Here is a 13,590-nt window from a genome sequence, read left to right as displayed (position 1 = left end):
TCGTGTGGGGACGATGCGGCGGTCAGGCCTGCCGGTCGAGGTGGCGGGTGGTCGCCTGGCGGACGAAGCCGAACAGGAACGCCCACGAGATCACCATGAGGACCGCGCTGGCCCACACGTAGTCCGTGTAGCTGTTGAGCAGCGCCGCGTCCGTGATCTCGTTGCTGTCGAAGTCGACGCTGCCGAGGATCGCGAAGATCCCCGTGGTGGCCGCGATGTTGGAGACCATGAACGTCAGCCACCAGCCGAGCAGCAGCGCGAGCGAGGTGGTGCGACCGGCGACCTTGCGCGCGCCCCACGGCACCAGCACCACGCCCGCGAACGGCACGAACCAGCCCCACCACTCGACGCCGGGCAGGCCCGGGCGGTCGCCCATGGCCTTGCGGTTGCGGCGCATGCGCATCATCCACATGCCGTAGAGCACGTAGGAGGCGACCGTGAGCGGGAAGGTCAGGCTGCCGAGCGGGGAACCGGTGGAGCCGGTGACGGTGCCCGTCTCGACGTACTCGGTGATGAGGTCGATGACGTCGCCCGCCGAGGCCGCGACCGCCAGGCCGATGAGCGCGTTGACGCCCATGACCGCCAGCAGGCTGTTGCCCAGGGCGGTGGGAGGCTCGAGCGGCTCGCCTCGCTGGCTGAACGGCGTCTGCTGGCCGGGCGCGCCGTAGGTCGGCGCGGCCGCGCCGGCGATCATGCCGGGCGCGGGCTGCTGCGGGGGAGTCGGATCGGCGGGCTTCGGCTCGAGCGCGCCCTCATGCGACTGCCCAGGGTTGAGGCCGGATGCGGGGTGGTACTTGGGTTGCTGCTCGGCGGGCTTGTTCAGGAAAGGATCGTTCTCTGTCATGCCTCCGAACCTACCGAGCGGGAGGCGATTTGGTATCGCGGCGCGCGTCCGCTAGAGTTATCAGGCCGACGCGGGGTGGAGCAGTTCGGTAGCTCGCCGGGCTCATAACCCGGAGGTCGCAGGTTCAAATCCTGTCCCCGCTACGAGAAGACGAAGGCCCGGACCATTGGTCCGGGCCTTCGTCGTATGTCCCGCCGGTGGCGGTGAGCTCGCACGCTGGACGCAGCAACGCCCTGGCGGGACATGAGGGCCGGATCCTCAGCGGATCCTGCACCCATGTCCCGCCAGGGCGCGTGCGAGGGTGAGGCCTAGTGGATCGCCTCGGTGGCGGCGCGCTCGATCGCGAGACCGGCCTCGTACTGCTCGAGCCACGCGGCGTAGCCCGCGACGTCCCCGGCGTCGGGGGTCGCCACGTCCACCGCGGCATCGGCGAACACGCGCTCGTTCAGGTAGCTCGACAGGTCGCCGCCGCCGGTGCGGCGGAACTCCGCGAGCACGGCCATGCCCCACGCGCCGCCCTCGGAGGCGGTGTCGCCCACCGTGACGGGTGCGCCGATGGCGGCCGCGAGCAGGCGCTGCGCCACGCCCGCGGTGCGGAACATGCCGCCGTGGGCGAACATCGAGTCGAGCTCGACCCCTTCGTTGTGCAGCACCTTCATGCCCAGGCTCAGCGTGCCGAAGGCGCCGTAGAGCTGCGTGCGCATGAAGTTCGCGAGGTTGAGGCGCGAGCCGGGGGTGCGCACGAACAGCGGGCGGCCCTCGGCCAGGCCCGTGATCGGCTCGCCCGACAGGTAGTTGTAGGCGAGCAGGCCGCCGCCGTCCGCCTCGCCCTCGAGCGCCGCGCGGAACAGCGCCTCGAAGACGGCGTCGGAGCCGCCCTGGACGCCCATCGCCGCGGCGAACTCGGTGAACACCCCGGCCCAGGTGCCCAGCTCGGAGGCGCCGTTGTTGCAGTGCACCATCGCGACCAGGTCGCCCGCGGGCGTGGTGACGATGTCGAGCTCCTCGTGGACCGACTCGAGCGGCTTCTCCAGCACCACCATCGCGAAGATCGAGGTGCCGGCGGAGATGTTGCCCGTGCGCGGGGCCACCGCGTTGGTGGCGATCATGCCCGTACCGGCGTCACCCTCCGGGGGAGCGACGAGCGCGCCCGCCTGGAGCGTGCCCGTGGGGTCGAGCAGCGCGGCGCCCTCGGCGGTCAGCGTGCCCGCGTCGGCGCCGGCGACCAGCACCTCGGGCAGCAGCGACGCGACGTCGAGGCCGGGCCTGCGTGCCGCGACGAGGCCCTGGAAGCGCGCGAGCATGTCCGCGTCGTAGTCGCGGGTCGCGGGGTCGATGGGGAACATGCCGGAGGCGTCGCCCACGCCGAGCACCTTGCGGCCCGTGAGCCTCCAGTGGACGTAGCCCGCGAGCGTGGTGATGAACGCGAGCTCGGAGACGTGCGCCTCCTCCTCGAGGATCGCCTCGTACACGTGCGACGCGGACCAGCGCAGCGGGAAGTTGAAGCCGAGCACCTCGGTGAGCTCCGCGGCCGCGCGCTCGGTGTTCGTGTTGCGCCACGTGCGGAACGGCACCAGCAGCTCGTCGTCCGCGGAGAACGCGAGGTAGCCGTGCATCATCGCGGAGACGCCGAGCGCGCCGACCGAGGTCGGGCGCACGCCGTACGCCTCCTCGACCTGCGCGAGCAGGTCCGCGACGGAGGCCTGGACGCCCTCCCAGATCGCGTCGATCGAGTAGGTCCACAGGCGGTCCACGAACTGGTTCTCCCACGCGTGGCTGCCGGTGGCGATGGGCTGGTGGTCGGGTCCGACCAGGCACGCCTTGATGCGGGTCGAGCCGAGCTCGATGCCCAGGGAGGTCTCTCCGGCCGCGATCGCGGCCGCCACGTCGATCTGCTGGGTCTGCGTCATCGCAGCGGTCTCCTTGGTGTGTTCCTGTGGGGGCCGCACCCGGGCGCGACCTCGAAATGTGAACGGTCGACAAGACTCTAGTGCCGCATCGTCCCCTCCCGTCGCACCCTAGGTCCCGTACGGCGGCGGCGCCACCGCGCATGGCCGGCCTCCACAGCCCTCGGCAGAGGGCGACATGCCAGGTAGCCTGACCCGGTGACCATCCGCACGGACCGTCCCCGCATCGCCCTGTCGCTCGGCAGCGGGGGAGCCAGGGGATACGCCCACATCGGCGTCATCGACGAGATCGAGGCGCGCGGCTGGGAGATCGTCGGCATCGCGGGCACGTCCATGGGCGCGCTCGTGGGAGGCCTGCACGCGGCGGGCGGCCTTGCCGAGTACCGCGCGTGGGCCGAGGCGCTCACCCGGCGCGAGGTGCTGCGCATGATGGACCCCGCGTTCAAGGGCGCCGGGGCCATCCGCGCGGACCGCGTGATGCGCAAGATCGACGAGATCCTCGACGGCCGCCTCATCGAGGACCTGCCGATCCCGTACACCGCGGTCGCGACGGACCTGCTCTCGCAGTCGGAGGTGTGGTTCACCGAGGGTCGGGTGGTCGACGCCATCCGCGCCTCGATCGCGATCCCCATGGTCATCACCCCCGTGCGCCGCGACGGGCGCCTGCTCGCGGACGGCGGCATCCTCAACCCGGTGCCGGTGGTCCCGCTCGCCTCGATCCGCGCGGACGCGACCATCGCGGTCAACCTCGCGGGCAACGCCCGCCCGGACAACGCGCCGCTGCCGCCCGCGGAGCCGGGCGAGCCGCTCATGCGGCTGCCACGGCTGCGCCTGCCCTCCGTCCACGTCGCCGAGCCGCGCCTGCTCAGCATGATCACCCAGCGCCTGCGCGCCCGCGGCGAGGACACGGACGATGCGCCGGTCGCCGTGGGCGAGACGCCAGCGCTCGCGACGGTCACCGAGGAGCCGCCGGACATCAGCACGCTCGACGTCATCGACCGCTCGCTCCAGACGCTGCAGAACACGGTGCAGCGCTACCGCCTCGCGGGCTACCCGCCGGACGTCATGGTCGACGTCCCCGCGGACTCGTGCGGCGTGCTCGACTTCCACCGCGCGGCCGAGCTCATCGACGTGGGGCGTGCCCTCGCGAGCGAGGCCTTCGACGCGTGGGACGGCGCGCCGCGCTGAGCGGCACGCGGAGAGAGCGCTCCCATGCGGTCGGACCAGGATGCTTGCCCGTCGCGCGTGCGGTGCCGAGGGTCCCGCATCGCCGGGTCTAGCATGGCCAGCGGTCCCGGCGCGCACGTGCCGGATCCCGAGCCTTGGGAGGCATCCGCGTGACCCACGCCACCCCTGTCCGCGCCGGCTGGCTGCATGGCCGCACCGCGCTTCTGATCGCGTTCGCGTTCTCGGTGATGGCGGACCCCGTGTCCTCCGTCGCCTACGCGATCGAGGCGGCGCTGCGCGCGCTCGACGGCAACCTCGCGCTGCTGTTCCCCGCGATGGCGGCCGTCGTGATCGTCGTCGGGCTCGTGGTCGCGAGCTATCACCAGCTGGTCGCGCGCTACCCGGAGGGCGGCGGCTCCGCCGCGGCGGCCGGCGGGGCGTTCGGCGAGGGCTTCGCCTTCATCCCCATGGGCGCGCTCGTGGTCGACTTCGTGCTCACCATCTCGATCTCGGTGTCCGCCGGATCCTCCGCGATCATCAGCTACGTGCCCGCGCTCGCGGACTACCGCCTGCTGCTCGCCCTGGGCCTGCTGCTCGTGGTCGCGGGCCTCATGTGGTTCGGCCACCTGGGCCGCGCGGTGTTCGCCCTGCTCACCATCGTGTTCATCGTGGTCGCGGTCGCCGTGCTGCTGCCCGTGCCGGGCCTGCCGTCCGTGGACCCGCAGCCGATCGAGGGCCTCACGCACGGCGCGCCGATCGCCGTCGCGCTCGCCTTCCCGGTCGCGATGGCGCTCGCGACGGGCATCGAGGCGCCCTCGTCCGCGATCGCGCAGCTCGCGCAGCTGGACGATGCGGGCCGCCGCAGCTTCGGCCGCTGGGCGCTGTGGCTCACGCTGGGCATCGTCGGGACTCTGACGCTCGCGATCACCGCGGCCGTGGTGCGCCTGGGCATCCAGGTCCCGCACGAGGACACCACGCTGGTCGCGGAGCTCGCGCGCGCCGCGGACGGCCACGCGCTGTTCGCCGCGTTCCAGGCGACCACGGCGCTGCTGCTGCTGTCCGCCGCATCGTCCTCCTTCCAGGCGGGACCGGGCCTGCTCAAGGCGCTCGCGCGGTCCGAGCACGGCGAGTCCCGGCACGGCGTCCTGCCCGCGGTCCTGGGCCGCACCAACTCCCACCACGTGCCCATGATCGGCGTGGGCGTGTTCCTGGTCGCCTCGGCCGCCGTGGTGGCGCTCGCGGGCGCCCGCGACCAGAGCCTCGTCCTCTTCTACGCCGTCTCGGTGTTCGTGAGCTTCCTCATGGGCCTGCTCGCGATGGCCAAGTTCTCCCACCACGACAAGCGGCCGCTGTGGGTCGCGCTCAACCTCGTCGCCGCCGCCGCGGTGGGCTTCACGCTCGTGTGCAACCTCCTGCGGCCCGCCGCGCTCGGCTCGCTCGCCGCGACGGGCCTGGTGGCCGGCGCGCTCTACCTGGCCTGGGTCCGCGCGGGACGTCCGCGCGGCGCCGCGCTCGCGGTCGCGGAGTCCGAGGCGGGTCACGAGCTCGGCGAGGACGCGCTCGACCCCGCGGTGAACGCCGCGGAGGCGCCGGAGACCCCGGTGGCCGCGCACTCGCGGACCGGCCGGACGCCGGAGGGCTGAAGTGGCGCGCCGCGTCGGGATCGTCGGTGCCACCGCCATCGGGGCGGGGTCGATGCTCGGCGCGGGCGTGTTCGTCGTGTGGGGGCCCGCCTATGCCGCGGCCGGCGACGCGCTCGCCTGGGCCGTGCTGCTCGCCGGCATGGTCGCCGCGCTCAACGCGGGCTCGACCGCGCAGCTCGCGGCGGTCCATCCCGTCGCGGGAGGCGCGTACGCGTTCGGGCGCGCGGAGCTGGGTCCGTGGCCGGGCTTCCTCGCGGGCATCGGCTTCGTGGTCGGCAAGACGGCCTCGATCGCCGCGATCGCGCTCGCGGTCGGCAGGTACCTCGCGCCGGGCCACGCCCCGCTCGTCGCGACCGCGGCCGTCGTCGCGTCATGGGCGCTGAACTCGCGCGGCATCACGCGCACCGCGGCCGCCTCGGTGGTGCTCGCCTCCGCCGTGATCGCTGCGATCGTCGCGGCCGTGGTGGCCGTCGCGGGCGGACCGGAGGCGGGAGGCGCCACCTTCGGATGGAGCACGCCCTGGGACGATGCGGTGGGCATCGCGCAGGCGGCGGCCCTGGTGTTCTTCGCCTTCGCGGGCTACGCCCGCATCGCGACGCTCGGCGAGGAGGTGCGGGAGCCCGCCCGCACCATCCCCCGCGCGATCGGCGTCGCGCTCGCGATCGCGGCGGCGCTGTACGGCGCGCTCGCGCTCGTCCTGCCGCGCGCGCTGGGTCCCGCGCTCGCGGACGCGACGGCACCCGTGGCCGACGCGGTCGCGGGGACCTGGCTCCCGGTCGGGGTGGTGACCGCGGCGGCCGTCGCGGCCGCCTTCGGCTCGCTGCTGGCGCTCACCGCCGGCGTGGGGCGGACCTCCATGGCCATGGCGCGCGAGCGGGACCTGCCGGGCGTGCTCGCGCGTGAGAACGGGCGCGGCGTGCCCGCGCTCGCCGAGGGCGCGTCCTGCGGCGCCGCGGTGGCGCTCGTGTGGGCGGGCGACCTCCCGTTCGCGATCGCGATGTCCTCGTTCGCCGTGCTGCTCTACTACGCGGTCGCCAACGCGGCGGCCTTCCGCGCGGCCGGCGCCGACCACGTGGCGGGCTGGCGCATGCCCCGCGCGGCCTCGGCGCTCGGCGCGGTCGCGTGCGTGGTGCTCATGGCGTCGCTGCCCGTGGTGCCGGTGGCCTGCGCGGCGGCGCTGCTCGCGCTGCTGGCGGCGGGGCGGGCCGTGATCAGGCGAGCGCGGACGTGAGCGCGTATCCCGCGGCGGCGCCGGCGAGGCCCACCGCGACGGTCGAGCCCACGTAGCCCAGCACGGCCCCGCGGCGCCCGTCCTTCGCGAGCACCACCACGTCGACGGCGAGAGATGAGAACGTCGACAGGCCGCCCGCGAGCCCCGTGCCCAGGGCGAACGTCCATGCGGGGGACAGGAGCGCATCGTCCCCGGCGGCGAGCACCGCGCCCAGCACGGCCGAGCCGAGGGCGTTGGCCAGGATGGTGGGCCACGGGAAGGCCTTGCGCGTGTCCAGCCAGCCCAGCGAGAAGCGCACGCATGCGCCCACGCCGCAGCCCAGGATCGCGGCGACGTAGGCCCAGCCGCTCACTCGTTCTCCTCCGCGAAGACGGCGGCCTCATCGAGCGGGGTGCGCGGCCGGTCGCCGAGCCACCAGCCGAGCCACGCCGCGGCGATCGCGCCGGCGAGCGTGACCAGCAGCACGCCGATCGCGACGTCGAGCGGCTCGTCCGAGGACCATGCGAGGCACGCGATCGACGAGTACGTGGTGAAGCCGCCCAGCAGGCCCGGGCCGATCGCCGGGAACAGCGCCCACGGCCCGCGCGCCTGCGTGAACGCGACCGCCCATGCGAGCACGAGCGAGCCGAGCACGTTGATGACCCACAGGTCCCACGGCACGGGCCCTCCGGTGTCCGGGAACGCCTCGGACAGGCCGATGCGCAGCGCGCCGCCCACGGCTCCGCCCACGAGGACGAGGCCCAGCTGAGCGGGCCGCGTCACCGCACGAGCCACGCGTCGGCCGCCTCCAGCTGCGCCGTGAGGGCCTTGGTGACGGCGCCTGCGACCGCGCGCTCGATCATCGCGCCGAACAGCGGCACATGCGCGACCACGTCGCCGGTCGCGAGCAGCTCGCTCGCCTCGCCGTCCGGCGTGAGGCCGATCGCGCCCGCGACGTGGCCCGGCGCGCCCGCGATCTCGACCGCGAAGGTGCCCACGCGGTCCTCCTCGATGGGCGGCTCCCACACCTCGGTGTACGTGACCGCGAGCTCGCGGCCCACGAGCGCGCGCAGCTCGGAAGGGATGGACGAGGTCGGCACGTCCGCGCGCAGCGTGATCGCGCATGAGCCGTCGTCGCGGACGTCGACGTCGACGTCGTGCGCCTCCGTGCCCATCGCGGCGGCGCGCGCGTGGCCGAACTCGGGTGACGTGAGCATCGTCCAGACGTCGTCGAGACCGGCGTCGAAGCGATGCATGTGAGTGATCTTCACCGATGGAACCCCCTGCGCTCAGGCTAGCGCGCTCGCGACGCGGCTCTAGGCTGGTGCCCGTGGCAACCCTGCGCGACACCATCGAGGAGTACGGCCCCATCACGGATGCGGAGGCCGAGCAGCTCGCGCTGCTCGTCGCCGACTGGCAGATCATCGCCGACCTGTCCTTCGCGGACCTGGTGATGTGGCGCGAGGACGGCGAGGGCTTCGTCGCGGTCGCCCAGTGCCGGCCCTCGACGGGCCCGACGGTGCATCTCGACGATGTGGTGGGCACGCACGCGCCGGGCGGCCGCGTCGCGCACCTGCGCCGCGCCCTCGAGGAGGGCGGGATCGTCGGCTCGCGGGAGCCGCGCTGGGACGAGACCTACGCCGTGCGCGAGGACGCCCTGCCCGTGGTGCTGGACGGCCGCCCCATCGCGGTGGTGACACGCGAGGTGTCGCAGGCCGTGTCGCGGTCCTCGAGCCGGCTCGAGCTCAACTACAAGGGCGCGGCGGACGACCTCCTGCGGATGGTGACGCGCGGCGAGTTCCCGATGCACACGACCATCACGGGTCCGCGCCGCGGCGCGCCGCGCGTGGGCGACGGCGTGCTCCGCCTCGACGCCGTCGGGCACGTCACGTACGCCTCGCCGAACGCCCTCTCCTGCTTCCACCGGCTGGGCGTGCACGGCTCGCTCATGAACAAGTCGCTGCCGCGCGTCACGAGCGAGCTGCTCGAGGACCAGGGCGTGGTGGACGAGACCCTCGCGATGGTCGTCGCGGGGCGCGCGGCCTGGCGCACCGACCTCGAGGCGAACGGCGCGGTGCTGTCGCTGCGCGCGATCCCGGTGACCGAGCACGGCGCGCGCGTGGGCGCCGTCCTGCTGTGCCGCGACGTCTCGGACGTCCGCCGGCGCGAGCGCGAGCTCGTGACCAAGGACGCGACCATCCGCGAGATCCACCACCGCGTGAAGAACAACCTGCAGACCGTCGCGGCGCTGCTGCGCCTCCAGTCGCGGCGCGTCGAGGCGCCCGAGGCGAAGGAGGCGCTCGCGGAGGCGATGCGCCGCGTCGCGACCATCGCGCTGGTGCACGAGACCCTGTCGGGCACGCTCGACGAGCTGGTCAACTTCGACGAGCTGGTGTCGCGCTCGATCCGCATGGCCGCGGACGTCGCGTCCCCCGACACCCAGGTGAGGATCGTCAACACCGGCGAGTTCGGGCTGATCCCCGCGCAGTACGCGTCGTCGCTGGCGCTCGTGGTGACCGAGCTCATCACGAACGCGGTCGAGCACGGCTTCGAGGGCCGCGCGCAGGGCACCATCACCGTGACCGCCATGCGCGACGGCCGGTCGCTCCACGTGAGCATCGAGGACGACGGCGTGGGGATCGAGGGCGAGCCGTCGGGGCTCGGCTCGCAGATCGTGCGCACCCTGGTCCAGAACGAGCTGCGCGGCACCATCGAGTGGCGCAAGCTCGAGTCGGGGTCCGTGGTGGACCTGCGCGGCAACGTCGAGGAGCGGGCCTCGGACCCGAGGCTCTAGCGGCGACCCACCCTCCGGAAGTGGTCGATCATGGTCGGCCCTGGAAGATCCGAGCATCACAGTGGTGCGCCATTGTCGCTGTCTTCGGGGCAGCGGTCATCGGGCGGCACCATGGGCACGTGTTCCTCCGACCCCCGCCGCATCGGCGCCCGACACTGAGGCACCACTGTGGCGCGAGGATCTGCGAGATCCGACCACCAGCCACCACTTCGGGCGGGGGTGGGCAGCCGGGATGCGCGAAGCCCCGCCGCGGCGGGGCCGGGCGGGGCTTCGGGGTGGCGGCGATGCCGCCGCAGGCCTACTTGGCGGCGCGGCGCGCGCGGGCGGCGCGGCGCTTGAGCGAGCGGCGCTCGTCCTCGGACAGACCGCCCCAGACACCGGAGTCCTGGTTGTGCTCCATCGCCCACTGCAGGCAGGTGTCACGCACGGTGCATCGGCCGCAGACGGCCTTCGCGCGCTCGATCTGGCTCAGGGCGGGGCCGGTGTTGCCGACCGGGAAGAAGAGCTCGGGGTCGTCTACTTCGAGGCATGCTGCGCTGCTGCGCCAATCCATGGGGTCTCCTAGGGGGATAGCGGGGATAGCATGGCGCGACGTAGCCCGAGGGGTTTCAAAGGGGTTTCGTCGCGCCGTCGCGTTTCGACTTCATTAAGATTCGCACAAGTAACGAGAATGTTTCAAGAGGTGTTTTCTGTGGACTCGCTCACAGGGGCCGAAGGCCACGACGAGGCGGTGCGGCGCAAGGGGCCGAAGTCCCTGCCGCAAGAGGCCCCTTCGGGCCGCTGGCGCCGTGCGGCTGCTCTCGGCATCGCTGTCGAGGCGCTCGGCCTGGGCGTCTACGGAGGAGCCTACGGCATCCACGCGCTCTCCCTGCCCGAGCCCGCCTTCGCGGTCGGGCTCTCCGCCTTCTACCTCCTCGTCGCGGCCGGGCTGCTCATGGTGGCGCGAGCCTTCGATCGTGGTGCCCGGTGGTCCGTGTCCGCCGCGCTCACGTGGCAGGCGCTGCTCACGCTCGCGGGCATCAACCTCACCGGGGTGCGACCCGCCTACGGCATCGTGCTCGCCGTCGCGGGCGCGGGGATCGGGATCGCCGTCCTCATCGGAGGGCGCGACGCGCTACGGCCCGCCGCCGACGCCTGAGCCGCGTGCCGCACCCGGCCTGAGCTGCGCGGCCTCCCACACCGTCCCGGTCCGGACCGCGACGCGCCCGTCCGCGGGCGCCGGGTCCGCGATCCCGGGCGGCGCATGCACCCCGAGCTCGCGGAGCCGCGACGGCGTGGGCGAGAGCACCACCTCGGCAGGGGCGGCCGGATCCGCGTGCGCGCCCACCGAGGCGGCCGCGCCGGCGCCGCGCAGCGCGTCGGCCATGGCCTCGCGCGCGGCGCCCGGGTAGCCCACCACGACCACGCGCCCCGGCCCCGGGAACCACGGGCGTGCCTGGTCGCCGATGACCCCGATCGCCGCGGCGGGAAGGCCCGCGCCGCACTCGAGGGGACGGACCAGCACGCGGCCCGGGGCCTCGTCGGGAGGGCCGATGCGGCACTCGCCCGCGCCTCGGGCCGTGATCGCGACGCCTCGGCCGGGCGTGGGGACGAGCGACACGAGCGGCGGCGGCACGCCCCACAGGACCTGCTCCACCCGATCGAGCCCCGTGAGCACCACGGCGAGGCCCGCGCGCGACGCCCACCGCGCGCCCCATCCGGGTCCTCCCGCGAGGCCCAGCGGGACGGTGCGCGCGAGGGACTCGAGCGCCTCGCGTGCACCGCGCATCCACGGCTCGAGCTGCTCGCACGCGCGTTCCGCATCGTCGATGAGCAGCGCGGGGATCCCGGCGTCGGAGGCGAGCGCGAGCGTGCGCGCCGCCTCCCGGGGGTCGGTCGGGAGGCTCACGGCCCCGGGCAGGGTCGCCGCCACCGCCCCGAGGGTGGCCGAGCGGCCGGAGCCGCGCGGACCGATCACCACGAGCGGTCCTGAGGCCGGGTCCCATCGCAAAGGCTCCCGGGCGCGCTCGGCCGGGCGGTCGATCCACCCGAACGACCCGGGGGTGGGCCGCTCCGTCGCGCCGAGAGGGTCGAGCCATAGCCGACGGGGCGCCTCGGAGCCGGCCCATCGGCTCGCGGCGGCATCGACGAGGCTCGGACCCGCCGCCGCCGGACGGGCGCGGGGCCGCGCGGGTGGGCGAGCCTGCGCGAGGGGAAGCGCCGTCTGCATGGTGACCCGGACGTGCGGGGTGACCACCACGGCGCGTCCGGGGGCGGACGCCGGCAGCGCCGCGGCGCCCGCATCGCCCACGAGGTCCTGCGACTCGGCCGCGTTCGCGGTGCGTAGCGCGATCACGGTCGCCACGTTGGCGCGGATCGCCGGGGTCACCACGCCTGCGGGACGCTGGGTCGCGAGCACCAGGTGCATGCCGAGCGAGCGGCCTTGGGCCGCGAGGCGCGCGAGCTCAGGGAGGAACCCCGGGTCCATCGCTCCGAGCTCCTGGAACTCGTCGACCACGACGAGCAGCCGCGGCGGAGGTCGGTCCGCAGAGGCGCCTGCGCCGTCCGCGACCCACTGCGCCCACGACGCGTACCCGACCCGCGCGAGCGCCGCCTTGCGCTGACGCAGCTCGTGCGCGAGGCCGAGCAGCGCGCGCCGCGCGGACGCCGGCTCGAGGTCGGTGAGCAGCCCGCACGCATGCGGCAGCGCCGCGCACGCCCCGAGGCCGGCACCGCCCTTGAGGTCGATGAGCGCGACGGCGAGCCGGTCGGGCCCGTGCCCGTGCGCGAGCCCCGCGACCAGGGTCTCGAGCAGCGCCGACTTGCCCGCACCTGTGGTGCCGGCCACGAGCGCGTGAGGGCCGTCCCGGTCGAGGTCGAGGATGACGGGCCCGCCGGGCCCGCGGCCCAGGGGCGTCGCGAACCGCGTGCCCGCCGTGGGCACGGCGCCGAGCTCCGCCCAGCGCACCACGCGCGGCAGCGCCTCCTCCTGCCCCACGCATCGTGCGCGCGCGCCCACGTCCGCGGTCTCGGGCGACACGATGCTCGCGAGCCATGCGTGCTCGCGGCCGTCGACCGTCAGGGTCCCCGCGTCGACGTCGATCACGCTGCGCGCCTCGGACGGCGGCGTGCCGCCCGGGGGTCGCACGGTGACCGCGCCCTCGGCCAGGCGCGGGCCCATCCACCGCATCCAGGGCTCGTCGAGGCGGGCAGGCAGCGCGGCCCCGCGGGCCAGCGCGAGCGCCCGTGCGGCGCCACGCGCGCGATGAGCCGTGCCGCGGATCGCGATCGGGAGCGGGAGGTCCGCGAGCGCCTCGGCCCCCACGGGTTCCGGGACCCGCGGCGTGCGACCCCGGACCCCGGCGGCGCCGGCGAGCGCGATCGGCGCCGCGAGCGCGACCGCCGCGAGCTCCCACCGCCCGGTGGCGACCGCGAGGGCGAGCGCCCCCGCCGTGCCGCCGAGCAGGCCCATGAGCAGCGGTGCGTGACGCGCGCCGGCCGCGTGCGGGCGCGGGGTCTCGCCGGCATCGTGCCCCGGGTCGATCCAGCGCAGCGCGGTGCCGCCCGCGAGCACCAGGTCGCCCGCCCTCAGGCGGCGGCCCACCCGTCCGAGCCGCCGGCGCCGCGCGCCGCGGACCAGCACGGTGCCGTTGCGCGAGCCGAGGTCGCGCACGCGCCCGTGCGAGTCGAGCGAGAGGTGCCGGCGGCTCAGGCGGGGATCCGCGAGCGCGAACGCGCCCTCGCGGCCCACCACCGCCGTGGCGCGGGTCACCTCGAGCCGGCCCCCCGCATCTGGACCCGCGACCACCTCGAGGTGCGGTCCGGCCGGCGGTGTGGTGGACGGCCCCGGCACCGCGCGCAGCAGCGCCCCGTGCACGAGCGGCGCCACGCCCGCACGATGCCCGGGGTCGAGCCGGGTCCCGCCGCACCAGACGGCCGCCGGCGCGCGGGTGATCCTCAGCACCTCGGCGAGCGGGGTGCCCGGATCCACCTCGACGTCGCCGGCTCCCTCGATGGTCACGTCCATGGCGCCAGGCAAGCCCGCC

12 protein-coding genes and 1 tRNA gene are annotated in these 13,590 nt (G+C 74.8%); 6 read left to right on the top strand and 7 right to left on the bottom strand.

The features are described 5' to 3' along the window. Positions 1-22 precede the first annotated feature (22 nt). Entirely contained in the window at positions 23-844 is an 822-nt protein-coding gene (locus AOM06_RS03555) for a DUF4328 domain-containing protein (RefSeq protein WP_062302842.1), read from the bottom strand. A gap of 69 nt (positions 845-913) precedes the next feature. On the opposite strand from AOM06_RS03555, the gene AOM06_RS03550 reads away from it, so the two are divergent. Further along, a tRNA-Met gene (locus tag AOM06_RS03550) sits at positions 914-987 on the top strand. Between the two features lie 165 nt (positions 988-1,152). Here AOM06_RS03550 and AOM06_RS03545 read toward each other — a convergent pair. Then, on the bottom strand, positions 1,153-2,754 hold the full coding sequence (locus AOM06_RS03545; RefSeq protein ID WP_062302841.1) for a xylulokinase: 1,602 nt from the start codon (positions 2,752-2,754) through the stop codon (positions 1,153-1,155). Positions 2,755-2,949: 195 nt separating this feature from the next. Between AOM06_RS03545 and AOM06_RS03540 the strand changes: the two genes are divergently transcribed. The 3 genes from AOM06_RS03540 to AOM06_RS03530 all read left to right on the top strand — a co-directional run bounded on the left by AOM06_RS03540 (position 2,950) and on the right by AOM06_RS03530 (position 6,792). Next, positions 2,950-3,939, top strand: a complete 990-nt coding sequence (locus AOM06_RS03540) for a patatin-like phospholipase family protein (RefSeq protein ID WP_062302840.1) — start codon at positions 2,950-2,952, stop codon at positions 3,937-3,939. 149 nt (positions 3,940-4,088) lie between these two features. After that, positions 4,089-5,561, top strand: a complete 1,473-nt coding sequence (locus AOM06_RS03535; RefSeq protein WP_228372835.1) for an amino acid permease — start codon at positions 4,089-4,091, stop codon at positions 5,559-5,561. A gap of 1 nt (position 5,562) precedes the next feature. After that, complete coding sequence (locus tag AOM06_RS03530; protein WP_062302839.1) at positions 5,563-6,792, top strand: APC family permease; 1,230 nt, start codon at positions 5,563-5,565, stop codon at positions 6,790-6,792. On the opposite strand, the gene AOM06_RS03525 is transcribed toward AOM06_RS03530, so the two are convergent. From AOM06_RS03525 to AOM06_RS03515, 3 genes are read right to left on the bottom strand one after another with little or no spacing between them, the layout of a single operon-like run. Then, the gene (locus AOM06_RS03525) at positions 6,773-7,144 is read right to left on the bottom strand and encodes a FluC/FEX family fluoride channel (RefSeq protein ID WP_062302836.1); all 372 of its coding nucleotides are present in this window, start codon (positions 7,142-7,144) and stop codon (positions 6,773-6,775) included. The genes AOM06_RS03530 and AOM06_RS03525 overlap by 20 nt on opposite strands. Continuing rightward, positions 7,141-7,566 (bottom strand): fluoride efflux transporter FluC, encoded by a 426-nt coding sequence (locus tag AOM06_RS03520; RefSeq protein WP_062302835.1) that lies wholly within the window; start codon positions 7,564-7,566, stop codon positions 7,141-7,143. Before AOM06_RS03520 ends, AOM06_RS03525 begins: the two co-directional genes overlap by 4 nt. Continuing rightward, entirely contained in the window at positions 7,551-8,042 is a 492-nt protein-coding gene (locus AOM06_RS03515; RefSeq protein WP_156163562.1) for a DUF2505 domain-containing protein, read from the bottom strand. Before AOM06_RS03515 ends, AOM06_RS03520 begins: the two co-directional genes overlap by 16 nt. 59 nt (positions 8,043-8,101) lie before the next feature. On the opposite strand from AOM06_RS03515, the gene AOM06_RS03510 reads away from it, so the two are divergent. Further along, complete coding sequence (locus AOM06_RS03510; protein ID WP_062302830.1) at positions 8,102-9,565, top strand: sensor histidine kinase; 1,464 nt, start codon at positions 8,102-8,104, stop codon at positions 9,563-9,565. 298 nt (positions 9,566-9,863) lie between these two features. Here AOM06_RS03510 and AOM06_RS03505 read toward each other — a convergent pair whose 3' ends face one another. Then, positions 9,864-10,118, bottom strand: a complete 255-nt coding sequence (locus AOM06_RS03505) for a WhiB family transcriptional regulator (protein ID WP_062302829.1) — start codon at positions 10,116-10,118, stop codon at positions 9,864-9,866. 138 nt (positions 10,119-10,256) lie between these two features. Here AOM06_RS03505 and AOM06_RS03500 point away from each other — a divergent pair, with 138 nt between their 5' ends. Then, positions 10,257-10,703 (top strand): hypothetical protein, encoded by a 447-nt coding sequence (locus tag AOM06_RS03500; RefSeq protein ID WP_062302828.1) that lies wholly within the window; start codon positions 10,257-10,259, stop codon positions 10,701-10,703. On the opposite strand, the gene AOM06_RS03495 is transcribed toward AOM06_RS03500, so the two are convergent. Continuing rightward, positions 10,680-13,571, bottom strand: coding sequence for an FHA domain-containing protein (locus tag AOM06_RS03495; RefSeq protein ID WP_062302826.1), 2,892 nt, complete (start codon positions 13,569-13,571; stop codon positions 10,680-10,682). The genes AOM06_RS03500 and AOM06_RS03495 overlap by 24 nt on opposite strands. Positions 13,572-13,590: the final 19 nt, after the last annotated feature.

Origin of the sequence: Demequina subtropica (genome assembly GCF_000971235.1) — a bacterium.
GTDB lineage: Bacteria > Actinomycetota > Actinomycetes > Actinomycetales > Demequinaceae > Demequina > Demequina subtropica.
This window is presented reverse-complemented; position numbering and strand designations above follow the sequence as displayed.